This is a genomic window from Tardiphaga robiniae, assembly GCF_001618955.1.
Lineage (GTDB): Bacteria > Pseudomonadota > Alphaproteobacteria > Rhizobiales > Xanthobacteraceae > Tardiphaga > Tardiphaga robiniae_A.
On sequence record NZ_LVYV01000009.1, the window covers coordinates 54613 to 74458 of the forward strand.

Annotated in this window: 27 protein-coding genes and 1 pseudogene; 14 read left to right on the forward strand and 14 right to left on the reverse strand. The window is 60.8% G+C overall.

The window, feature by feature from the left end; genetic code table 11:
• The first annotated feature begins 92 nt into the window (after positions 1 to 92).
• Entirely contained in the window at positions 93 to 950 is an 858-nt protein-coding gene (gene sseA / locus A4A58_RS11975) for a 3-mercaptopyruvate sulfurtransferase (protein WP_068732345.1), read from the forward strand.
• 12 nt (positions 951 to 962) lie between these two features.
• Here sseA and A4A58_RS11980 read toward each other — a convergent pair whose 3' ends face one another.
• The gene (locus A4A58_RS11980) at positions 963 to 1757 is read right to left on the reverse strand and encodes a hypothetical protein (RefSeq protein WP_068732223.1); all 795 of its coding nucleotides are present in this window, start codon (positions 1755 to 1757) and stop codon (positions 963 to 965) included.
• A 358-nt stretch (positions 1758 to 2115) separates the two neighbouring features.
• On the opposite strand from A4A58_RS11980, the gene A4A58_RS11985 reads away from it, so the two are divergent.
• On the forward strand, positions 2116 to 3294 hold the full coding sequence (locus A4A58_RS11985; RefSeq protein WP_086937034.1) for a L,D-transpeptidase family protein: 1179 nt from the start codon (positions 2116 to 2118) through the stop codon (positions 3292 to 3294).
• A gap of 81 nt (positions 3295 to 3375) precedes the next feature.
• Here A4A58_RS11985 and A4A58_RS11990 read toward each other — a convergent pair whose 3' ends face one another.
• The 3 genes from A4A58_RS11990 to A4A58_RS29645 form a co-directional block, all read right to left on the reverse strand.
• On the reverse strand, positions 3376 to 4335 hold the full coding sequence (locus A4A58_RS11990) for a D-2-hydroxyacid dehydrogenase family protein (protein ID WP_068732349.1): 960 nt from the start codon (positions 4333 to 4335) through the stop codon (positions 3376 to 3378).
• Positions 4336 to 4428: 93 nt separating this feature from the next.
• Entirely contained in the window at positions 4429 to 4713 is a 285-nt protein-coding gene (locus A4A58_RS11995) for a hypothetical protein (RefSeq protein WP_068732225.1), read from the reverse strand.
• A 108-nt stretch (positions 4714 to 4821) separates the two neighbouring features.
• Positions 4822 to 5013: a hypothetical protein gene (locus A4A58_RS29645; RefSeq protein ID WP_081421838.1), complete on the reverse strand. Its 192-nt coding sequence runs from the start codon at positions 5011 to 5013 to the stop codon at positions 4822 to 4824.
• Between the two features lie 231 nt (positions 5014 to 5244).
• Between A4A58_RS29645 and ettA the strand changes: the two genes are divergently transcribed.
• The 4 genes from ettA to A4A58_RS12015 all read left to right on the forward strand — a co-directional run bounded on the left by ettA (position 5245) and on the right by A4A58_RS12015 (position 9641).
• Positions 5245 to 6894, forward strand: coding sequence for an energy-dependent translational throttle protein EttA (gene ettA / locus A4A58_RS12000; RefSeq protein WP_068732227.1), 1650 nt, complete (start codon positions 5245 to 5247; stop codon positions 6892 to 6894).
• A gap of 13 nt (positions 6895 to 6907) precedes the next feature.
• On the forward strand, positions 6908 to 7678 hold the full coding sequence (gene tam, locus A4A58_RS12005) for a trans-aconitate 2-methyltransferase (protein WP_068732229.1): 771 nt from the start codon (positions 6908 to 6910) through the stop codon (positions 7676 to 7678).
• A 107-nt stretch (positions 7679 to 7785) separates the two neighbouring features.
• Positions 7786 to 8409 (forward strand): TIGR00645 family protein, encoded by a 624-nt coding sequence (locus A4A58_RS12010; RefSeq protein WP_068732231.1) that lies wholly within the window; start codon positions 7786 to 7788, stop codon positions 8407 to 8409.
• A gap of 17 nt (positions 8410 to 8426) precedes the next feature.
• Positions 8427 to 9641, forward strand: a complete 1215-nt coding sequence (locus A4A58_RS12015) for a lytic murein transglycosylase (RefSeq protein ID WP_086937039.1) — start codon at positions 8427 to 8429, stop codon at positions 9639 to 9641.
• A 95-nt stretch (positions 9642 to 9736) separates the two neighbouring features.
• Here the strand turns inward: A4A58_RS12015 and A4A58_RS12020 are convergent, their stop codons facing one another.
• Both A4A58_RS12020 and A4A58_RS12025 read right to left on the reverse strand, forming a co-directional pair.
• Positions 9737 to 10033, reverse strand: coding sequence for a hypothetical protein (locus A4A58_RS12020; RefSeq protein WP_068732235.1), 297 nt, complete (start codon positions 10031 to 10033; stop codon positions 9737 to 9739).
• A 254-nt stretch (positions 10034 to 10287) separates the two neighbouring features.
• Positions 10288 to 10599 carry a hypothetical protein gene (locus tag A4A58_RS12025; RefSeq protein WP_068732237.1) on the reverse strand — a complete coding sequence of 104 codons (312 nt, stop codon included), beginning with the start codon at positions 10597 to 10599 and terminating at the stop codon, positions 10288 to 10290.
• 379 nt (positions 10600 to 10978) lie between these two features.
• On the opposite strand from A4A58_RS12025, the gene A4A58_RS12030 reads away from it, so the two are divergent.
• Both A4A58_RS12030 and bfr read left to right on the forward strand, forming a co-directional pair.
• Positions 10979 to 11266: a (2Fe-2S)-binding protein gene (locus A4A58_RS12030; RefSeq protein ID WP_068732239.1), complete on the forward strand. Its 288-nt coding sequence runs from the start codon at positions 10979 to 10981 to the stop codon at positions 11264 to 11266.
• A 150-nt stretch (positions 11267 to 11416) separates the two neighbouring features.
• Entirely contained in the window at positions 11417 to 11902 is a 486-nt protein-coding gene (gene bfr / locus A4A58_RS12035) for a bacterioferritin (protein WP_068732242.1), read from the forward strand.
• A gap of 21 nt (positions 11903 to 11923) precedes the next feature.
• On the opposite strand, the gene A4A58_RS12040 is transcribed toward bfr, so the two are convergent.
• The 5 genes from A4A58_RS12040 to A4A58_RS12060 form a co-directional block, all read right to left on the reverse strand.
• Positions 11924 to 12538 (reverse strand): hypothetical protein, encoded by a 615-nt coding sequence (locus A4A58_RS12040; protein ID WP_244499746.1) that lies wholly within the window; start codon positions 12536 to 12538, stop codon positions 11924 to 11926.
• A gap of 95 nt (positions 12539 to 12633) precedes the next feature.
• On the reverse strand, positions 12634 to 13239 hold the full coding sequence (locus A4A58_RS12045; protein ID WP_068732246.1) for an MSMEG_1061 family FMN-dependent PPOX-type flavoprotein: 606 nt from the start codon (positions 13237 to 13239) through the stop codon (positions 12634 to 12636).
• Positions 13240 to 13381: 142 nt separating this feature from the next.
• Entirely contained in the window at positions 13382 to 13618 is a 237-nt protein-coding gene (locus A4A58_RS12050) for a hypothetical protein (protein WP_068732248.1), read from the reverse strand.
• 12 nt (positions 13619 to 13630) lie between these two features.
• Positions 13631 to 13876, reverse strand: a complete 246-nt coding sequence (locus tag A4A58_RS12055; protein ID WP_068732250.1) for a DUF2188 domain-containing protein — start codon at positions 13874 to 13876, stop codon at positions 13631 to 13633.
• Between the two features lie 147 nt (positions 13877 to 14023).
• On the reverse strand, positions 14024 to 14377 hold the full coding sequence (locus A4A58_RS12060; RefSeq protein WP_068732252.1) for a hypothetical protein: 354 nt from the start codon (positions 14375 to 14377) through the stop codon (positions 14024 to 14026).
• Between the two features lie 252 nt (positions 14378 to 14629).
• Here A4A58_RS12060 and A4A58_RS12065 point away from each other — a divergent pair, with 252 nt between their 5' ends.
• On the forward strand, positions 14630 to 15694 hold the full coding sequence (locus A4A58_RS12065; protein WP_068732254.1) for an alpha/beta fold hydrolase: 1065 nt from the start codon (positions 14630 to 14632) through the stop codon (positions 15692 to 15694).
• Between the two features lie 51 nt (positions 15695 to 15745).
• Here A4A58_RS12065 and A4A58_RS12070 read toward each other — a convergent pair whose 3' ends face one another.
• The gene (locus A4A58_RS12070) at positions 15746 to 16333 is read right to left on the reverse strand and encodes a collagen-like protein (RefSeq protein ID WP_068732256.1); all 588 of its coding nucleotides are present in this window, start codon (positions 16331 to 16333) and stop codon (positions 15746 to 15748) included.
• A 199-nt stretch (positions 16334 to 16532) separates the two neighbouring features.
• On the opposite strand from A4A58_RS12070, the gene A4A58_RS30785 reads away from it, so the two are divergent.
• Together A4A58_RS30785 and A4A58_RS12075 are read left to right on the forward strand one after the other, a co-directional pair.
• Positions 16533 to 16676: a hypothetical protein gene (locus tag A4A58_RS30785; protein ID WP_158005676.1), complete on the forward strand. Its 144-nt coding sequence runs from the start codon at positions 16533 to 16535 to the stop codon at positions 16674 to 16676.
• Between the two features lie 15 nt (positions 16677 to 16691).
• A pseudogene (locus A4A58_RS12075) lies at positions 16692 to 17036 on the forward strand (DUF2380 domain-containing protein); the annotation flags it as partial.
• Between the two features lie 70 nt (positions 17037 to 17106).
• Here the strand turns inward: A4A58_RS12075 and A4A58_RS12080 are convergent.
• The gene (locus A4A58_RS12080; RefSeq protein WP_068732260.1) at positions 17107 to 17493 is read right to left on the reverse strand and encodes a RidA family protein; all 387 of its coding nucleotides are present in this window, start codon (positions 17491 to 17493) and stop codon (positions 17107 to 17109) included.
• A 138-nt stretch (positions 17494 to 17631) separates the two neighbouring features.
• Between A4A58_RS12080 and A4A58_RS12085 the strand changes: the two genes are divergently transcribed.
• Complete coding sequence (locus tag A4A58_RS12085; protein ID WP_068732262.1) at positions 17632 to 17982, forward strand: hypothetical protein; 351 nt, start codon at positions 17632 to 17634, stop codon at positions 17980 to 17982.
• A 9-nt stretch (positions 17983 to 17991) separates the two neighbouring features.
• Here the strand turns inward: A4A58_RS12085 and A4A58_RS12090 are convergent, their stop codons facing one another.
• Complete coding sequence (locus A4A58_RS12090; RefSeq protein WP_068732264.1) at positions 17992 to 18213, reverse strand: helix-turn-helix domain-containing protein; 222 nt, start codon at positions 18211 to 18213, stop codon at positions 17992 to 17994.
• Positions 18214 to 18686: 473 nt separating this feature from the next.
• Between A4A58_RS12090 and A4A58_RS12095 the strand changes: the two genes are divergently transcribed.
• Positions 18687 to 19346, forward strand: a complete 660-nt coding sequence (locus A4A58_RS12095; RefSeq protein ID WP_068732266.1) for a hypothetical protein — start codon at positions 18687 to 18689, stop codon at positions 19344 to 19346.
• Between the two features lie 18 nt (positions 19347 to 19364).
• Entirely contained in the window at positions 19365 to 19832 is a 468-nt protein-coding gene (locus A4A58_RS29650) for a hypothetical protein (protein ID WP_081421840.1), read from the forward strand.
• Positions 19833 to 19846 lie beyond the last annotated feature (14 nt).

The window sequence follows — 19846 nt, forward strand, 5'->3', positions numbered from 1 at the left end:
CGGGCGAACCCGGAATCTGGAGATAGCTTAACACCGCGAGATTCTGGGTCCGCGCAAGAGCGCGTCCCGGAATGACAGAAGAAAGAAGCAGCATGACGTCCAGCACCGATCCTCTCGTCTCCACCGAATGGCTCGCCGCGCATCTCGGCGATCCCAAAGTGAAGGTCATCGATGCGTCGTTCAAGATGCCCGGCGTGCTGCCGCTGCCGGTCGATGATTATCTGGCGGCACACATTCCCGGCGCTGTGTTCTTCGATGTCGATGCGGTCTCCGATCACTCCGTGCCGTTGCCGCATATGTATCCGGATGCTGACCAGTTCGCGCGCGACATCGCCGCGCTCGGCATTTCCTCTGATGATACGGTCGTCGTCTATGATGCGGGTGGCTGGGTCGCGTCGCCGCGGGCGTGGTGGATGTTCCTCTCTTACGGCCACGCCAATGTGAAGGTGCTCGATGGCGGGCTGAAGAAGTGGAAGGCCGAAGGCCGGGCGACGGAAACCGGAAAGTCGTCACCGAAGCCTGGCACTTTCAGCGCCACGCTCGACAAGTCGTATATCCGCAGCAAGGCGCAGGTCGTTGCCAATCTGGATTCGCGCAAAGAGCAATTGATCGACGCGCGTGCCGCCAATCGCTTCGAGGGAAGTGTCCCTGAACCGCGTGCGGGCATTCGCTCCGGTCACATCCCCGCCAGCCGCAACCTGCCTTACAACGTGCTGTTCGACGCTGCGACCGGCACGATGAAGCCGCTCGAAGAGTTGCGCCAAGCCTTCACCGGCACGGGGCTCGATCTCGACAAGCCCATCGTCACTACATGTGGCTCGGGCGTATCTGCGGCGGTGTTGACGTTGGCGCTTTATCGTCTCGGCGTGCGCGGTTCAGCGCTCTATGACGGCTCGTGGTCGGAATGGGGGCAGCCCGACGGTCCGCCCGTCGCGACCGGACCGGCGTAACCGGGGTCGAGGTCAGCGCGCGACCGGCAATCCGAACGGGTCGGTTGGCTGTGGTGCAGCGGCCGCCATAGGCCTGGCGGCCACACGCCGCTTTTTGACGACGATGCGCTTCTTCACGATCTTCTTGGCGGGCTCTGCAGCAGGCTTCGCTTTTGGTAACGGAACCGACTCGGTATCGATGGGCGGTCCGCCCAGCATCGCAATTTTCGTCGAAGACAATCTTGCGTCATCGTAGGTCAGCGTCGCCGTCGGCTGTGGCCCCGCTGCTACCTCTGCTGCGGCGGCCGATGCTGGAACGGCGGCAGATTCGAGAGGAGGGGCAGCAACTGGTTCGACGGAGGTTGCTGGTGCGATGGCAACCGTCGTTAGAGGTTCCCGCTCTTCGATCTTCGTCGCTTCCGACTTCGTTGCAACTTCAGGCTTCGGCGTCGCCGCCACCGGGGCAGTAATCTCGACAGCCGGTGCGGCCAGCGTCGACAGGGGCGCGGCGGTCTCGGGCAATGCGATCTTTTCCGGCTCCGCAGGAGCCGCGTTGGGGGGCACTTGTTCTGCCGCCGATGTTACGGAGACTGCTGGCGGCGCGAGAGTCTCAGGGGTGGGAGCTGGTGCCTCGACGCGCAGCATGGCCAATGTCGGCGGAGCTTCGACGGGCGGTTGCGCAAAGACGGTCTGCGGCGCGCGCCTGGTCGGAATGGTCGCGAATTCCTGATGGGCAGAGCGCAGCAGGGCTGCGGCACCAAGGCCGAAGACCACCAACGAGACTGTGAGCAGGATGGCTGCGAACAGAAATCGGAAACCCGGAAGCATGAATGGCAGTTCCGCCTTCGGACAGACCGTGGAAGGCTTTCGAACGATGGGAACGCGGTGACAACACTGGGAGCTGCCCGTTCCGCAGAATCGGCTGCCGCCAAAGCGTCGCGAATCAGGACCATTTCAGGATAATGCACGGCCTCAGGAACCGTTTGTTAAAAAGTGAGATGCACAACTGAGGACGCATTCCTGAGCAGTGATTTCAGCGGAGGTGAGGCAAGATAGCCACGCCGGCGTGTGATCTCGCGAATATGACCGAAATGGGAAGCTTTTTTCCGGAATTGTCTTGAATGCGCCGCTATCCTGCGCGATCTCACAGCATGTTCCGGTTTTTGCTTGAGCTTATACAAGGGCGATGATGATCAAGCGTGTTTTGACGACATTGGCGACCGTGGCTCTCGGTAGCGTCGCGGGTCATTCGCTTGCGGTGGCGCAGGGCTATCCTGTGGGCACGCCAAGCGGCTATTCGATCCCGGCCGACCCAAACTACCCCCCGGGCGGCTATCCGGCCAATTCGCGCGCCGATCGCGCGCTGGACGCCATGCCGGATTTTGATGCGCTCGACGAAGATGACGCGCCGCCCTCTCGCGGTGGCCGGCCGATAACGGGGCTGTCCGCGCCCGGAATTGCGCCTCAGAGCCCGGTGATGTCTCCGGATGATCCGCGCTATGGTCGCCCTGCTGGTGCTGCCCCGGTTTATTCCGATCGCGCCATGCCGCAGGGCCCGGTGATGTCGCCCGACGACCCGCGTTACGGTCGCCCGATGGCGCCGCCCGCGGTGGTCTATTCGAACCGTGGCAACGGCGATGGCGCAGTGCGTCCGCCTGAAGGCATGGGCGGGCAGGGTGCCCCTGTGACCGGCTCGGTGCAAGGACAGGGTCTGGGCGCCAATGGCAGCTCCGTGATGGTGGCTTCGCTGCCTCCGGAAGATCAGCCGGAAACCGGTCCTGCGCAGTTGCCGCCGCAGTTCCGCCGGCAGGAAGTGAATTTCGTGACGAAGGAGCCCGCGGGCACCATCGTCGTCGATACGCCGAACTACTATTTGTATTATGTGCTCGGCAACAATCGCGCGATGCGCTATGGCGTCCGTGTCGGTCGCGACGGCTTCACCTGGAACGGTGTGCAGAAAATCACCCGCAAGGCGGAATGGCCGGATTGGCATCCACCGACCGAGATGATCGAGCGCCAGCCCTATCTGCCGCGCTTTATGGCCGGCGGCGAAGGTAACCCGCTCGGCGCCCGCGCCATGTATCTCGGTTCGACGGTCTATCGTATTCACGGCACCAACCAGCCGTCGACGATCGGCAAGTCCGTGTCGTCTGGCTGCTTCGGCATGCTCAATGACGACATCTCGGATCTGTTCGAACGCACCAAGGTTGGCACCCGCGTGGTGGTGATGCCGGGCAAGGCTCCGGCGACCACGGCTTCGGCTCAGCCGGTCCCCGGTCCGAGCGCAAATGCCGCTCCCGCGCCGCTCCCCGGCACCCAGCCGACATCGGTTCAGCCGCTGCCGGCTCCGGTCAGCATTCGCTGATTGCGGTCAACTGATTTCAGGAAAACGGGCGCCGTGTGGATCACACGGCGCCCGTTTTCTTTTGTGCTGTGAAAGCTGTTGTCAGTTGAGCTTGCGGACGGGCGCGCTGTTCAACCAGCCGCCGATGTCCTCGATCATCTCCGCATAGATCCGCTTGTAGTTTTCCGCTGTGACGTAACCGAGATGCGGCGTGATCACGACGTTGTCGAGCTTGCGCAGCGGGCTGTCGAGCGGCAGCGGTTCGTGGGAATAGGTGTCGACACCTGCACCGGCAATTTTCCCGGCCTGCAAGGTCTCGAGCAGTGCGACTTCATCCACGATCGGGCCGCGTGCTGTGTTGATGAGATAGGCGGTTGGTTTCATGCGTGCGAGATCCGCCCGTGACACCAATCCGCGCGAGCGATCACTCAGCACGAGGTGGATCGTAATGATGTCGGCCTGGGCGAACAGTTCTTCCTTGGTCGCGTAGGTCACGCCGGCTTTTTCGCAGGCCTCGGGTGTGAGATTGGTGCTCCAGGCAATCGTCTTCATGCCCAGCGCGCGGGCAATGCCGGCGACCTGACTTCCGAGCTTGCCGAGGCCAATGATCCCCAGTGTCTTGCCTTCGATATCCTCGCCGATCGTCACCTGCCAGGGCTTGCCGGCCTTCATGCGTGCGTTTTCAAAGCCGATCTTGCGGGTCAGTTCCAGCATCAGGCCGATGGTCAGGCCGGCCGTCGGATTGCCCACCATCGCGGTACCGCAGACGGTTATGCCACGAGCCTTCGCAGCCTCGAAATCGATCGCGGCATTGCGCATGCCCGAGGTGATCAGCAGCTTGAGTTTCGGCAGCGCCTCGAACATCGCGCGCGGAAATGGCGTCCGCTCGCGCATGGCGCAGATGATCTCGAAATCCTTCAGCGCTGTGGCTGCCTCGTCTGCCGACGCGAATGGCTTGTCGAAGACCGTGACCTCGATGCGATCGTCAAGCACGCTCCAGTCGCCGAGTCTCAAGGCCACGTTCTGATAGTCGTCGAGAATTGCACAGCGCAGCCGCGTCATGGGATCGTCCATCCGGTGTGGTGATGACGGCAGAAGGCCATCAATGATCGCCCATGGTGCCGCGCCCTAGGTGAGTGCGCAAGGCACAGCGGATCACGGTATGTTGGTGTTAGTAGGTTCGCGCACCTTGCCCGGCGTGGTGCGAACCCGATCGTCCTCGTCTCTGAGCCTCTTGTCGATATTCGTCTTCAGCCGTCTGCCCAGCCGCGTCCTCGTCAACAACAGAAGCCCGCCAGCCGCGACGAGCAAGCAGACGGATGCAACGGCAAGATTGCTTTCGTCAAATTTGATGGGACGGCTGGCGTTCGGATCGAACAGACGGAACCCGATCGCGATAAAGACTGCGCCGCCAATCAGGGTATAGAGGATCTTGTCCATTGATCGCTCGCATCTGGCCGGACAGGTCGCAATGGCTTGCGCCATGAAGACATTCGCTCAAGATACGGCTGCGGGGACCCGTTGTCACTAGGATCAGAGAGGCCTTGTTCAGTCGCGCCCGTTATCCTTGGCGCGACAGGCGGGGCCTGGGCCGCGCATGTAATGCTGCTCGGGCCGGTAAGGATCGAAGGCGGCGACGAAGAACAGCTGCCAGAACGTCCGGATTTCGTGGAGTAGGCCTGGGCGCGCCGCGCGGGTTTCGGCGGCGGCTGGAGAGGGGACTGATGTAATGATCGCCATGACGAGGCTCCGCCTGTCTGCCCGCGACTTCAGTCGCGAGGGGCATGATTGATCGCCCTGGGAGCACTCTTGGCGGAAGTCGTTAAAAAGCGGTTTTAATTGTCATAATGGCTGCCTCGAAGAAGTGCAGAGTTACCAAATCCTTAAGACCCCCGGTTGCCCTTTCAGGGCCACGCCGCTACATCAGCGACAACCCATTTTTCACGCCCGCGACGGTTTTCAAGGATCACGATGGCTCGCCAATTCGTCTACTTCATGCAGGGTCTGACCAAGGCCTATCCGACCCGCAAGGTGCTGGATAACGTCCATTTGTCGTTCTACCCGGACGCCAAGATCGGCGTGCTCGGTGTCAACGGCGCCGGTAAGTCGACGCTGCTCAAGATCATGGCGGGCCTCGACAAGGAATACACCGGCGAGGCCTGGGTCGCGCAGGGCGCGCGCGTCGGCTACCTCGAACAGGAACCGCAGCTCGACGCGTCTTTGAACGTCCGCGAGAACGTCATGCTTGGCGTCGCCAAGCAGAAGGCGATTCTCGATCGCTACAACGAGCTGGCGATGAACTATTCGGAAGAGACCGCCGACGAGATGACCAAGCTGCAGGACGAGATCGAGGCGCAAGGCCTCTGGGATCTCGACAGCAAGGTCGACCAGGCGATGGACGCGCTGCGTTGTCCGCCTGATGATGCCGACGTCACCAAGCTCTCCGGTGGCGAACGCCGCCGCGTCGCGCTCTGCAAGCTGCTGCTCGATGCACCCGAGCTGCTGTTGCTCGACGAACCGACCAACCATCTCGATGCTGAATCCGTGTCGTGGCTCGAAGGCCATCTGCGCAACTATCCTGGCGCGATCCTGATCGTGACCCATGACCGCTATTTCCTCGACAACGTGACGTCGTGGATTCTCGAACTGGATCGCGGCCGCGGCATTCCCTACGAGGGCAACTACTCGTCCTGGCTGGTGCAGAAGCAGAAACGCCTCGCGCAGGAAGGCCGCGAGGACGCAGCCCATCAGAAGACGCTGGAACGCGAGCAGGAATGGATCGCCTCGTCGCCCAAGGCACGTCAGGCCAAGTCGAAGGCGCGCTACCAGCGTTATGACGAGCTGCTCAAGAAGGCCAGCGAGAAGCAGACCCAAGGTGCGCAGATCACCATTCCGGTGGCCGAGCGCCTCGGCGACAACGTCGTCGACTTCGAAGGTCTCACCAAGGCCTATGGTGATCGCGTGCTGATCGACGATCTGACCTTCAAGCTGCCGCCCGGCGGTATCATCGGCGTCATCGGCGCCAACGGCGCCGGCAAGACGACGCTCTTCAAAATGATCACCGGCCAGGAGAAGCCCGATAGCGGCACGATCACCGTCGGTGAGACCGTTCATCTCGGTTATGTCGATCAGTCGCGCGATGCGCTCGACGGCAAGAAGACCGTCTGGGAGGAAATCTCGGGCAATAACGAACTGATCCTGCTCGGCAAGAAGGAAGTCAATTCGCGCGGCTACTGCTCGTCGTTCAACTTCAAGGGCGGCGATCAGCAGAAGAAAGTCGGCGCATTGTCGGGCGGTGAACGCAACCGCGTGCATCTCGCCAAGATGCTGAAGTCCGGCGCCAACGTCCTGCTGCTCGACGAGCCGACCAATGACCTCGACGTCGACACGCTACGTGCGCTGGAAGAGGCGCTGGAAGACTTCGCCGGTTGCGCCGTGATCATCAGCCATGACCGCTGGTTCCTCGACCGTATCGCGACCCATATGCTCGCTTTCGAAGGCGACAGCCATGTCGAATGGTTTGAAGGCAACTTCCAGGACTACGAGAAGGACAAGATGCGTCGTCTCGGGCAGGATTCGATCATCCCGCATCGCGTGAAATACCAGAAACTGACGCGCTGAGGAGAACTCTAAAATGGCCGACTGGAGCGCGCAGCAGTATCTGAAGTTCGAGGACGAGCGAACCAGGCCGGCACGGGATCTGCTCGCGCAGATTCCGCTTCTCGATGCCCGCAAGGTTGTCGACATCGGCTGCGGGCCTGGCAACTCGACGGCGCTTCTGGTCAATCGCTGGCCGCAAGCGTCGGTCATCGGTGTTGATACGTCGGCCGATATGTTGCGACAGGCGCGGGAACGTCTGCCCGCGCAGACGTTCATCGAGGCCAATATCGCCCATTGGGTGGCGCCGGCCGGCTCCGATGTCTTGTTTGCCAATGCCGTGTTTCAGTGGGTGCCGGATCACATCAAGCAGCTGAAGCGTCTGGTCGGTGCTTTGCCTCCGGGCGGCGTGTTGGCCGTGCAGATGCCGGACAATCTCGACGAACCCTCGCATATCCTGATGCGCGAGGTCGCCTATCTCGAGCCGTGGCGCGCGCAGCTCTCGAAGGCTGCGGAGCTGCGTGACTCATTGCCGAAACCCGGGGCCTATTACGATGCGCTGCGGCCGCTGTGTTCCCGCGTCGAGATCTGGCACACCGTCTACAATCATGCGTTGGCCGATGCCACTGCGATCGTGGAATGGGTGAAGGGCACCGGGCTGCGCCCGTTCGTCGATCCGCTGGAGCCGCCGGAGCGCAAGGCTTACATCGCTGAGTATACCGCGCGCATCGCCGCCAGCTATCTGCCGCAGGCGGATGGCAAGGTTCTGCTGAAATTTCCGCGGATCTTCATTGTCGCTGTCAAATAGCTGATGCGGCCAGTTGCCGCGCATGCACGACATCATCGCGTCCAGAACGCGCCGCTATAAGATCGGCGCTTTCATTGCATTCCGATTCGACCCATAGCGAGCCCCCCATGTCCATGACGCCCGAAACGCCATTGCCACCCAGAGGAAAAGGCGGGGCGATGCGGCCGATTCCTGCGCTGATCTTTGGCTCGCGCTGGCTGCAGCTGCCGCTCTATATCGGCCTGATCGTGGCGCAGTGCGTCTATGTCGTGCTGTTCCTGAAGGAACTCTGGCACCTCATCGCGCACTCGTTCGATTTCAGCGAGCAGCAGATCATGCTGGTTGTGCTGGGCCTGATCGACGTGGTGATGATCTCCAACCTGCTGGTGATGGTGATTGTTGGCGGCTACGAGACCTTCGTGTCGCGGCTCAACCTGCAGGGCCATCCGGACGAGCCTGAATGGCTGAGCCACGTCAACGCAAGCGTGCTCAAAATCAAGCTTGCCATGGCGATCATCGGCATCTCCTCGATCCATCTGCTGCGTACCTTCATCGAGGCCGGCGCGCTGGGCTCGTCCCGCGCCGGCAACTACACAGAGACCGGCGTGATGTGGCAGACTATCATCCATACGGTGTTCATCCTTTCGGCAGTGGGCATCGCCTATGTCGATCGGTTGTCGAACCTTGCCACGGAAGAAGCGCGGCGGCAGGGCGCCCACGAACTGGCCGGTGGCCATGGCAAGCATCATTGAGGGCGACGGTCCGTATTCTGAAATATGCACTGCTGGCGCTATTTCTGTCGGGCAGCGCCTCGGTTGCCCGCGCCGCCGACGCGGGTTTCACCAGCTTCATCGCCTCGCTCTGGCCCGAAGCCCAGCGGGCCGGCGTCTCGCGCAAAACCTTCGATGAGGCCACACGCGGGCTCGAGCCGGACTACAAGCTGCCCGATTTGCTGTTGCCCGGCCGTCCTGCCACCGGTGCGCCGTCGCAAGCCGAATTCGTCCAGGTGCCTACCGACTATGTGAAGGAAGCCAGTATCATCCGGCTGGCCGGCGAAGGGCAACGGCTGCTGCTGAAGCACCGCGCGACACTCACTGCGATCGAACAGCGCTTCGGCGTGCCGGCGACGATCATCCTGGCGATCTGGGGGCGCGAGACCGACTACGGCCGCCATGCGCTGCCTTATGATGGCATTCGCGTGCTGGCGACGCAGGCTTATGTCGGCCGCCGCAAGGACCAGTATCGCGGCGAGTTCATCGCAGCATTGAAGCTGATCGAGAGTGGCGACGTGACGCGCAAGGATCTGCGCGTGTCTTGGGGCGGTGCGACGGGGTTCACGCAATTCCTGCCGTCGGAACTGGGCAAGCACGGCGTCGATTTCGACGGCGATGGCCGTGTCGATATCTGGAAATCAATCCCGGATGCGCTGGCATCCGCGGCGCAGCAACTCACCAACAAAGGTTGGCAACGCGGTCTGCGTTGGGCCTATGAAGTGCGCGCGCCGGCCAATGCCGACTGCACCATGGGTGTTCCGGAAGTCACCCGGCCGATTGGGGAGTGGATTCGTGCCGGCTTCATTCCGGTCCGTGGCGAGAAGCTCAGCGCGGCGGAGCAGGCGCAGCCGGCATCGCTGCTGCAGCCGGAGGGCATCTATGGTCCGGCTTTCCTGACGACAAAGAACTATTTTGTCATCAAGGAATATAATTTCTCTGATCTCTATGTGTTGTTCGTCGGCCATCTCAGCGACCGGATCGCTAACTCGCAACCCTTTGCGACGCCGTGGTCGGCTTCGAACCAATTGCGCAGCACCGATGTTGAGGCAATGCAGCGGCACCTGACGCGGCTCGGCCTCTACGCCGACAAGATGGATGGCAAGGCCGGCATGAAGACGCGCGCCGCGCTCGGAGCCTATCAGAAGTCCGCGGGTCTCAAGGTCGATTGCTGGCCCAGCGAGACGGTGTTGCGGGCGATGAACGCGAGATAGTCGCACCTTCAATCGCCCAACGAAAAACCCGGCCGCGTAAACGGCCGGGTTTTGAATTTGGATCGCGCGCGCGAATGCGCAGTCGTCAGGTCAGATCAATCGCAAACTTCGACCGGACGCGAACGCCAGACGCCGCGATATTCGTCCCAGACGCGCTGGCGGACGACACGGCATTCCGGCTCGACATAAACCGGAGCCGGGGCATAGCCGTAGCCATAGGCCGGAGCCGGACGGCTGGCTGCAATGGCGCCACCGAGGAGAGCGCCACCGATCAGGCCACCGGCAACGCCAGCGGCGATGCGGCCACCGTCGGCCTTTGCGGCAGGCGCAACAGCAACCAGCGAACCGGCAACCGTCGCGGCGGCGAGCAAGGCGGAAATCGTCTTCTTCATCTCAGGTCTCTCCAGAAGGGCGCCGCAAGCGACGCACGGTTAAAGGTCTACTCACGCTGCGATTCGAACTGACGGTCTCACTTAGAAGCGCCCAACCGTCAATCCGATGTAAACGTTAGCCAGTCAGTGATCCGAAAAAGCGGTTTTTTCGGGCCATTGCAAGCATCACGCACTGGAAATGTCGTAGGTTTCCGATGCGTGACAGGAGATCAGAGTGATCTCAGAGATCACATGATCCCGGAGGTCATACGATCTCAGCCGCAAACGCGAACGCGGCGAATGCGCCAGCCATAGCCGTCCCAGAAACGCTGACGTTGCCAGAAACAGTCGCCGTAATAGCCCGGGCCGGCCACATAGGCAGGACGGCCGTAATAGCCGTAGCCGGGACCATAATATCCCGAGCCGGCAGCGATCGCGCCACCAAGCAGGGCGCCGCCAATCAGACCTGCAGCCACCGCGCCACCGCCGCCGTGTCCACGCCAGTGCTGCGCGCTTGCCGATGTAGGAGCCATGGCGGAAACGGCTAGGGTGGCAACGGCGGCAATGGCCATCAGAGTTTTCTTCATGGCATTCCCTTTCTCAATCGGGCTTCGCTCACAAATAGCGCTGCCTGACGCGAAAAGTTTCATACTTCACTTGAATGATCAATGAACGGGACCGCGCGATCCAGGTTACATCTTGATATTAAAGCCATTCCGGACGGAGTTCCGTGACCCTCCCCAAGGGCATGCGGCGTTGCAGGAGGTTGCTGGATAGGGGCGTCTGTTGGCTAGCCGTCTTCGGATCACCGCGGTTGCGAGTCTCAAACGAATTTTAGATTCGTTCCAATTTCTCCCATGCGATCAGTAGTTTGGAATAGCTTCAAAGTCGGCGTTTTCCTTTTGCATCGGGTCGGCCTCTTACATATCCAAGAGGGGTCCTGACCCGCGAGTTCGCCTTCATCTCATGATCGTTTGTTCCTGCAACGTCTTTTCCGACCATGATGTCCGTAGTGCCGTTGCCGGAGCGCGTCCGCCGCGTACGCCGGGGCAGGTCTATGGATGCCTCGGTTGCAGCGCCCAGTGCGGACGGTGCGTACGGACGATCAAGAAGATCATGGACGAAGCGCTGGGCGCTTGTGCCAAGTCCTGCTGTGCCGGCTGCCCGCATACGGCGGCCCATGGGCAGTCTCACACCGAGACTCATGCGCATATCGAACTGGCAGATATTGCCTCGATCGAAGCGGCAGCCTAAGTTCTTATAAATCCAACAGCTTTCCAGCCTCTCCACGCCTTTTGCCGAATTGAGCAAAGAAGGGTTGTCCTGTCGGTGAATCTGATTTAGAAACATTCTAAATTCAGATGAGGGCCTGTTTCGGACGGGTTCAGCAGACAGGAGAACATCATGAAGGGCGACCCGAAGGTCATCGAATTCCTCAACAAGGGCCTGCGCAGTGAGCTCACAGCGATCAGCCAGTACTGGCTGCACTTCCGGCTCCTGAATCACTGGGGCTTGGTCGACATGGCCAAGATGTGGCGCAAGGAATCCATTGAAGAGATGAATCACGCGGATCGTTTTACCGACCGCATTCTCTTTCTGGACGGCTTCCCGAACATGCAGGTTCTCGATCCGTTGCGCATCGGCCAGACGGTCAAGGAAATCATCGAATGCGATCTCGCCGCCGAAATCGGCGCCCGCACGCTTTATGAAGAAGCCGCCACCTATTGCCACGGCGTCAAGGATTACGTCTCGCGCGATCTGTTCGAAAAGCTGATGAAGGACGAGGAAGGTCACATCGACTTCCTCGAAACCCAGCTCGATCTGATCGAGCGGATCGGTATCGATCTCTACACCCAGAAGCACATGGGTGGCCTTGAGAGCGAGTTCTAAGCCTGGATCGTCTGCGGCGTCTCAATAGACGCCGGACAACGTCGTCCGCCCCTGTTCCGGCAGGGGCGGTTTCGGCATATCGCATTTGGAGAAGGCCGCGCGGATCGCGGCAGTCGATCCCTCCAGCGGATATTCGACGGCCGTTCGGCCCCCATTGATCGACCTGATCCGGACATACAACGTCTTCGCACCGGCAAGCTCGCCGACGAAGGTTGCGATCTCTGCCTTGTCTTCAATGACGATGATCTGGTTTCCCCGCACGACCCGCGAGCCGACGTCGTCGTGACCTGGCTTGCCATCGAATCGATAGCCGAGCACCGTGTTGCGGTTGCTGCCGATCTTGAAATCAAAGGCGAAGCGGATCAACGGCGCGCCATCGATGCATGTCAGCAGCAATGATGAGACGCGCGGGAAGTCCACATTGCTGTTTGACGCTTCAGCAAAGACATAGGCGCTCGGTAGTTCGGCGCCCGTGACGCGGTCGATCTGGTGCGGGATCAACCATTCGCCGGCATATGTTTCGCCCCGTTCTGTCACGAACGGATCGCGCGCGCAGCCGCCTAGGATAAGGCCCGCGACCGTCGTTAACTGGATCAACGCAACGCCACGCACAACGCTCTCCCCAAGCGCTGTCATCATACAACCTTAAGATGAATATTTCAACGGCGGTTGTTAGTGGGCCGCTGGTGGCCTTGCGGTCTGCATCCTTGATCGGATAGCGGATCCTACAACTACAGTTGTTGGCGATAGGCGACGTCGATCTGTTCCTGGGTCATCGGCTCACCGAGTTTGGTCTGGTCGTGAACCATTTCGGAGATGCTCGGCATCACCGAGCGCTTCACCTGCACCTCAGGCGACCACAGCTTCGAACGCATCAGCGCCTTGCCGCAATGAAAATAGGCTTCGGTCACTGTGATGCTCAACACCGCGCGCGGGAGCTTGCCGAACTCTTCCATCGACGCCATCAGTTCCGGGTCTTTAATCAGCCTGGCGACGCCACTGACACGCAAGGTGTCGTCGATGCCCGGAACGAAGAAGATCAGCTGCACATGGCCGCTGCCAGCCATCAGATTCTGGAACGTATCAATGCGATTGTTGCCGGGACGGTCCGGCATCTGCAGCTCGGTCGGCGAGGCAATCCGAACGAAGCCGACGCCGCCACCGCGCGGTGAGGCGTCGACGGTGCCGTCGGGACCCGACGAGGCAAGCACGCAGAACGGGGATAGCGAGATGAACTTGCTGGAATGCATGTCGAGCGTCGGTCGCGCCTTGGCGATCACGCGCGGATGCGGCGTTGGATAAATGGTGCGGAGTTCGTCTGCTGCGACGTCGGTCACGTCTGCTCTCCCGATATGATTTGATAACGCAAAACTAGCATGGTGGCGCCTTGCGGAAAAGTCGCGCAGACAGCACCGCAACCGACGCCGGAGTCACCACGTGACTCCATAACGAATGTTGTTTGCCGATTTGGCCCGTTCGCTATGAGCCTGTGGCGTCTTTGTGTGGCTCGGGCCAATTGATGGCGCCGGCCCACCAACGCAATCGTGCGGGTATCACGAGGGCAAGCGATGCGGCGATTTCAATGACGCCGCTGGCGATGATGAGTTCGCGCGCGAAGGGCACCCAAGCGGGCGTGATGAGCAACACATTCTCCGGCATGGCGAGATACGCAATGCCGGCGCCATTGGACGCGTTGACGTCAGTTGGATCATTCACCTGTCTTCGCGATCAGGCCTTGTCGATGATGTGGGTGTTGGGACGATCACTGCCCGAGGCCGTTTCCTCGTGCCACTGCCCTTTTTCGTCCTCATAGGCAATCACCTCGGTGCGTCCCGGCACCCTCTGCTCGGCCGCGGCGCGCTTGGCGGCTGCGGTGGCGAGTGCGTGCGTCGCATACGGCTCGGAGAAGACGGCGCCAACCTTATAGGCCCAACCGCCATCATGCTCGACGATCACATAGGTCACTTCCGTCATGGTGGTCTCTCTTTATCCTGTAGTGCCCGCGGCGAGGCGACGGCGGGGCCAGAGTGACCTAACGCGCCGCGCGCAGAATTGGCCTCAAATAGGGCCCGATTGCCCGTGGATTGCAAGGCCGCACCCTGGCACCGTTCGTGATCGTCATCACACGGCGTCAGCCGGAACGAAACAGCTGATGATGATCTCGCCGCGATGGCGCACATACCAGACGACGGCTTCGCCAACGGGGTTGCCGCGATCGCGGATCACGGCGCGCCTCGGCACCTCCGTCCATATGCCTTCGATCGGCACCCAATAGGCGCCGTTGCGGACGTCATATTCGGTGCGATGGCCGTCGGAGATATCGCAACACGGCACGCCATTAGGGCTGATGACGCTTTTGAACCAGTTCCGGATATCGTCGGGCACATCGCTGAACTGGCCGCGATCGATGGCGTGAGCGGTCGTCGCCATCACGGTAAGCGCTGCCAGCAGCACCACTTGAATCAATCCCCGCATGCGAACCTCACGGTGTTGCATCACGCGCGGACGCCGGGTGCCGCACGGGACGACTCGGATTCTTGCGATGATTAAGCCCGAGCTATGGCGGCGACGCCTGCCCAAAAATTATACCCGGAGCGACGAGCTGGGGATCGCTGCGCTGCAGTATCGATCTGTCGGTCTCCTGACTCGCGCTGCCGTGCTAGCATCTGTGTCAAGCGGCCCGATCAAATGGCTGCGCCGGGGAGGATGACGATGCCCAGCCGTTCTATGCGCGCGTTGTGCGCTGCTGCTGTCGTGACATGTGCTTCGCTTGCTGCCGTGACCGCGTTCGCCGCTGATTATCCGGCGCCAAAGCAGGGCGACTGGATCGCGAAGGATTTCAAGTTTCATACTGGCCATGTGATGCCGGAGTTGAAGCTGCATTACACGACGGTGGGTGAGCCGAGCGGCCAGCCGGTGCTGGTGCTGCATGGCACCGGCGGTTCGGCGCAGAGCATATTGACGCCTGCTTTTGCGGGCGAGTTATTCGGCGCGGGCCAGCCGCTCGATGCCACAAAATATTACATCATCATTCCCGATGCGCTCGGCCACGGCAAATCGTCGAAACCCTCTGACGGGATGAAGACTGCATTCCCGAAATACAATTACGACGACATGGTCGATGCGCAGCACCGGCTGCTGATCGACGGGCTCGGCATCAAGCATGTGCGGATGGTGATCGGCAATTCCATGGGCGGCATGCATGCGTGGATCTGGGGTACGAAATATCCCGATATGATGGACATCCTGGTGCCGATGGCGTCGCAACCGACCGAGATGAGCGCACGAAACTGGATGATGCGGCGTATGATGATCGAGACCGTGCGCGCCGATCCGGATTACAAGGCCGGAAACTACACATCGCAGCCCGGTATGATCAAATATGCCAGCGTGATGTATGGCATCGCGACAGCCGGCGGCACGCTAGCCTATCAAATGCTGGCGCCGACCGGCGAGGCCGCCGACAAGAATGTCGATGACCGGCTGAAGGCGCCGTTTGTCGCCGATGCAAATGATTTCATCTATCAGTGGGAATCGTCGCGCGACTACAATCCATCAGCAGGCCTGGAGAAGATCGCATCCGTCGTGCTCGCGATCAACGCTGCCGATGACGAGCGCAATCCGCCGGAGACCGGGTTGATGGATGCCGCGCTGAAGCGGATCAAACATGCGAAGATGTTGCTGATTCCGGCGAGCACCGAGACCCGTGGTCATCTCACCACGGGTGGTGCTAAATTCTACAAACAGCAATTGCAGGAGTTGCTGCAGACCGCGCCGCAGCGGACCATGTAGGCGAGGGCAGGACGGCACGGACCATGTCCGTACCGCTTCAACGACGATGTGTCAGTCGTCCTTGTTCTTGTGTTTGCGCTTCTTCTTTTTCTTCTCGCCGTCACTGTCGTCAGCCGTCTCGTCGGTTGCTGTGGTGTCGGCTTCGATCAGCGCAGCGACGCGCTCGACGACTTCCTGCTGCTGCTCAAGCCGCAGGGCTTCCTCGCGCTCCTGCGCTTCGCGCGCGCGCATCTGGCGATGATCCTCCCAGGCGTCGAACACCATGTGCAGCCACGGCATGATCTGCTCAAGGTTCGGTAGCGCGCCGGGAGGACCTTGCTCGCCGCGCGGCCCGGCTTCGCCCTGCACGCCCGGCTTGCCTTGAAGGCCCTGTTCACCCCGTGGTCCCTGCGGTCCGGCTTTGCCCTGCGGTCCGATCGGACCGGGTTTGCCGTTGACGCCAGCCTTGCCTTGGGGGCCTGCTTCGCCGCGCTTGCCCTGCGGCCCCGGCTTGCCATTGGCGCCGGCTTTGCCGGCCAGGCCCGGCTTGCCCTGCGCGCCATCCGGCCCCGGCCGTCCAGGATGGCCCTGCGGTCCGGGAAGCCCCGGTTCGCCGCGGGGGCCGCGTAATCCGGTTTGGCTGATCGTATCTTTTGCCACGCCTCACACTCCGTATTGATTCTGTCCGGCCGCTTTTAACAGGGGATGGATGACGGCTTCAATTCGCCGCTGCTGCCATGCCACCACGGACATTCCCCGTTGCGCGTCACCACATGCGGACTAGCATCGACTGCCACTTGACCAGCTGGCACCCGCGGCAGTTTGGCGTGGCGGCGAACAGAAGATCAGGGAGGAGAACATGCGGAGAGGGCAGGTCCTGTGGTTGCTGTGCGGCGCTGTGGCGCTGCTGGGGGCAGCTGCGCCGGCCGCGGCTGCCGGACAGCTCGCCGTCGCGGTAGCCGATTTCGACTATAGCGACACCTCCGGCGAGGAGGCAGACTAGTCCGCGCAGCATCGCGACCGCATGACCATCTTTGCTGCACTGCTGCGCGACGGGCTGGCGCAGCGCGACTACCGCGTGGTGCGCCCGGCATGCCCGGAGCCCGCCTGCACCGCCATCAGCATGGCGCCCGACGATCTCGTCGCCGCAGCGCGGCGCGACGGCGCGCGTTACCTCGTCTATGGCGGCATCCGCAAGATGAGTACGCTGGTGCAATGGGGCGAGGTGCAGTTGTTCGATGTCGAGCGCGAACAGCTGGTGATGCGCCACGCCGTCACCTTCCGCGGCGATACTGACACCGCGTTCCGCCGCGCCGCCGATTTCGTCAGCGAGACGGTGAAGGATGCGATGGCCGGCCGATGAGCATCGTCAGAACGTGCAGGATCACGTTCAATGCGCCGCTGGACGCGTCGCGCAGCCTGCGGGTTATCGATCACGCATCCAGTAGCGAAGCTACACACTCGATCTCGATCAGCATCGCCGGATTGGGCAGGGCCTGAACCACGCAGGTGGTGCGCGCCGGATACGGCGGTGGTCCGAAGGCTTCGGCATACAGAGCATTCATCGGAGCCACGTCGGACGCGCGCGTCAACAGCACGTTGACCTTGACGAGGTGCGAGATGTCGGTGCCGGCATCCTTGAGCACCCGTTTGATCGTGCGCACCACAAATCCGAACTGCGCCTCGAAGTGTTCCGGCAATTGGCCATCAGCGTCGAGGCCGGGAATGCCGGAGACGAACAGGAGATCGCCGACCCGCGCCGCATAAGACAGCGGCGGCGCCTTGATTCCGGGAGGGGGCGGAAAGTGCTGGATGGGCATGATCAGGCCTCGCGCTCATGTGTGACGAGGCAGCGTAGCAGGTCTACGCAAGGTGCGCCCGCGAATTGCCGAGTCCTGTCGAACCGGAACGGGATCCGCGGCGACTTACGCTCTCATCAGGGCAACGGGCGACGACATATGAAATCATATCTGGCGCTGCTGACTTTGTTGGCCCTCACGAGCGCAACGCATGCCGGCGAGATACGCCGCGGCGCATCCATGCAGGTGAAACCGGATTCGATCTGGTTTGAGGATCGCGCGAATCTGGCGCGATGGCAGGCGCTAAAGAAAGCCGGCGATTCAAAAGCTCTGGCGTCGTATCAGGATGGCCTGCTGCAGGCGCGCGAGGCATGGCAATTCACCAGGCCGCTCACTGTCAGAATTCGCGGCTTTGAGCCGAAGGCGCATCTGGTCGATGTCGAGATGCAGACCGAAGGCCGGTTGCAGGGCTCCACATGGGCGCTGGATACCAGCGCGCTCCTGCAATAGCGCCATCAGCTATCCATGTGCCGGCACGTCCGCGCCATCGGCCGAATACTGCCTGATCTTGTTGCGCATGGTGCGAACGGACACCCCGAGCACGCGGGCGGCATGGGTGCGATTGCCATCGCAGCGCGCCAGCGTCTGCAGCATCAGCTCGCGTTCCACCTCATGAACTGTAGCGCCGATCAGCATCGTCACGACCTCGCTGGGATCTGACGAGGGCGCAAACATGTCCATTTCAGCCGGCGAATCGTCACGCGGGCGGCCAAGGGACTCGTAAAGGGATTCCTGGATCATGGGTATCTCCCGATCAACGCCTGCTTCGTTGCGCGAAGCAACAACATCGAGAACGAACAGCCCCCAGCCGTTGCGTTGCGGCAGGTTGGGCGCGATTGGTTAATGAAAGGTTAATCAATGGGTACCATTGGGTGTACCGCCAGAGCTTTGCAACAAAGAAAGTCGCTTTGTCTGCCCTTGGCGCCTTGGAACCGGCATTTCGATAAGCGCACAGAATCCGCGCTAGATATTGGCACCGCGGTTATAGGCTTCAATCAGGTGGTTATAGTCGCGCAGCAGTCGAGCAGGGGAGCCCTCCCAGGCGATCGATAGGCCCCCGGGGCGTTCACCTAGGTAACACCCATTCTCATTAAATAAGACTTTACACCTAGGTTTAAAGTCTCTATTATGGCCTCGAATGAGAGGAGGATGCAATGAATGCTCTGTTAGATTTCAAGCGTGGCCTGTTCTTCATGGCGGACGAACTCAGCGATATCAAAAGGGAGCTGATTTTCAGGCGGTTGCTCCGCTTGACTATCAAAGCTGGCTACAAGGATGATCAGGATCGGGATGAGCTTGGTAGGTGGACTAGCGAGGGAGGCGTCACGGTCGAGACTTCTGATGGATTCCTTACGGGAATTCCAAGTATCGATGAAACCTCCCAGGCTCTAAGCGATACGCTGGTTAGCGTTATGGAGACGTTGGAGTATCTGCCAACGATGAGCGCATCTCAGTACGGAATCGCTGTTCATGCCGCGTTCGGTGCGGCGGTGAGCCTACAAGATTTGCCCGGTGTCGGAGATATCGAACGAAGCTTCAGTCTTGACGCCGTAGATCCGACTTATGGCATGGCCGGAACGATCAGGACCGATTTGACCCTTCGCGATATTCAGGGCGACGTCATTGCGATCTACGATGTAAAAACCGGCAATGCGAGGATGTCTTCCGCCAGGGCAGATGAGCTTCGCGAAATGACGCGGTCATCGCCCAATACGCCTGTGTTTGAGCTGAATGTCGTTCGAGGGATTTCTCGAAAGTCGCGTGGTGCAATGTCCCGGTGTGCGATTCGCATCGTGTCGTTTTGCTCTAACTAAGCTTGGAGGAACAACAGAATGTCGATGGAAATATATGTTCTTTCCGAACGCCGCCTCGTTTCGATCCAGGAATGGCAAAGGTCAATCGATGCCACAGGAGTTTCAATGAAGCTGTCGACCGGGACGCCATTCGCTAAATTGCGAGGGGCGCTGCCTGTTTTATTAGATCGCAAACCTTCACATTTCGAATGCGATCACTGGGATGTGAAAGATTTCGTCCGTACTTATCCTGACGTTCAGTCTGGCCATCGAAGTGAATATGCTCTCGCGATACGTTGGGGGGCAGATGCCGATGCCGCATCCTCCGCTTATAGCGCCGCGGCTGGTTATGCCCGAGCAACTGGTGGTTTTATATTCGATTGCCAAGAAGGGGCCGTGATTTCGTTGGAACGCGCCATCGAAATTGCCGATGAATTGAAACACAGTGGGCCTGCAATAGAGGCTGCTGTGCGCACAGTTATGCAACGGTTCGGACGAGGTAAATGACCACCAATTTACCC

What these genes read in the sequence shown, in the direction of transcription:
- sseA (WP_068732345.1), top strand. Translation starts at nt 93, where the DNA reads ATGACGTCCAGCACCGATCCTCTCGTCTCCACCGAATGGCTCGCCGCG.
- A4A58_RS11980 (WP_068732223.1), bottom strand. Translation starts at nt 1,757, where the DNA reads ATGCTTCCGGGTTTCCGATTTCTGTTCGCAGCCATCCTGCTCACAGTC.
- A4A58_RS11985 (WP_086937034.1), top strand. Translation starts at nt 2,116, where the DNA reads ATGATGATCAAGCGTGTTTTGACGACATTGGCGACCGTGGCTCTCGGT.
- A4A58_RS11990 (WP_068732349.1), bottom strand. Translation starts at nt 4,335, where the DNA reads ATGACGCGGCTGCGCTGTGCAATTCTCGACGACTATCAGAACGTGGCC.
- A4A58_RS11995 (WP_068732225.1), bottom strand. Translation starts at nt 4,713, where the DNA reads ATGGACAAGATCCTCTATACCCTGATTGGCGGCGCAGTCTTTATCGCG.
- A4A58_RS29645 (WP_081421838.1), bottom strand. Translation starts at nt 5,013, where the DNA reads ATGGCGATCATTACATCAGTCCCCTCTCCAGCCGCCGCCGAAACCCGC.
- ettA (WP_068732227.1), top strand. Translation starts at nt 5,245, where the DNA reads ATGGCTCGCCAATTCGTCTACTTCATGCAGGGTCTGACCAAGGCCTAT.
- tam (WP_068732229.1), top strand. Translation starts at nt 6,908, where the DNA reads ATGGCCGACTGGAGCGCGCAGCAGTATCTGAAGTTCGAGGACGAGCGA.
- A4A58_RS12010 (WP_068732231.1), top strand. Translation starts at nt 7,786, where the DNA reads ATGTCCATGACGCCCGAAACGCCATTGCCACCCAGAGGAAAAGGCGGG.
- A4A58_RS12020 (WP_068732235.1), bottom strand. Translation starts at nt 10,033, where the DNA reads ATGAAGAAGACGATTTCCGCCTTGCTCGCCGCCGCGACGGTTGCCGGT.
- A4A58_RS12025 (WP_068732237.1), bottom strand. Translation starts at nt 10,599, where the DNA reads ATGAAGAAAACTCTGATGGCCATTGCCGCCGTTGCCACCCTAGCCGTT.
- A4A58_RS12030 (WP_068732239.1), top strand. Translation starts at nt 10,979, where the DNA reads ATGATCGTTTGTTCCTGCAACGTCTTTTCCGACCATGATGTCCGTAGT.
- bfr (WP_068732242.1), top strand. Translation starts at nt 11,417, where the DNA reads ATGAAGGGCGACCCGAAGGTCATCGAATTCCTCAACAAGGGCCTGCGC.
- A4A58_RS12040 (WP_244499746.1), bottom strand. Translation starts at nt 12,538, where the DNA reads ATGACAGCGCTTGGGGAGAGCGTTGTGCGTGGCGTTGCGTTGATCCAG.
- A4A58_RS12055 (WP_068732250.1), bottom strand. Translation starts at nt 13,876, where the DNA reads ATGACGGAAGTGACCTATGTGATCGTCGAGCATGATGGCGGTTGGGCC.
- A4A58_RS12060 (WP_068732252.1), bottom strand. Translation starts at nt 14,377, where the DNA reads ATGCGGGGATTGATTCAAGTGGTGCTGCTGGCAGCGCTTACCGTGATG.
- A4A58_RS12065 (WP_068732254.1), top strand. Translation starts at nt 14,630, where the DNA reads ATGCGCGCGTTGTGCGCTGCTGCTGTCGTGACATGTGCTTCGCTTGCT.
- A4A58_RS30785 (WP_158005676.1), top strand. Translation starts at nt 16,533, where the DNA reads ATGCGGAGAGGGCAGGTCCTGTGGTTGCTGTGCGGCGCTGTGGCGCTG.
- A4A58_RS12080 (WP_068732260.1), bottom strand. Translation starts at nt 17,493, where the DNA reads ATGCCCATCCAGCACTTTCCGCCCCCTCCCGGAATCAAGGCGCCGCCG.
- A4A58_RS12085 (WP_068732262.1), top strand. Translation starts at nt 17,632, where the DNA reads ATGAAATCATATCTGGCGCTGCTGACTTTGTTGGCCCTCACGAGCGCA.
- A4A58_RS12090 (WP_068732264.1), bottom strand. Translation starts at nt 18,213, where the DNA reads ATGGACATGTTTGCGCCCTCGTCAGATCCCAGCGAGGTCGTGACGATG.
- A4A58_RS12095 (WP_068732266.1), top strand. Translation starts at nt 18,687, where the DNA reads ATGAATGCTCTGTTAGATTTCAAGCGTGGCCTGTTCTTCATGGCGGAC.
- A4A58_RS29650 (WP_081421840.1), top strand. Translation starts at nt 19,365, where the DNA reads ATGTCGATGGAAATATATGTTCTTTCCGAACGCCGCCTCGTTTCGATC.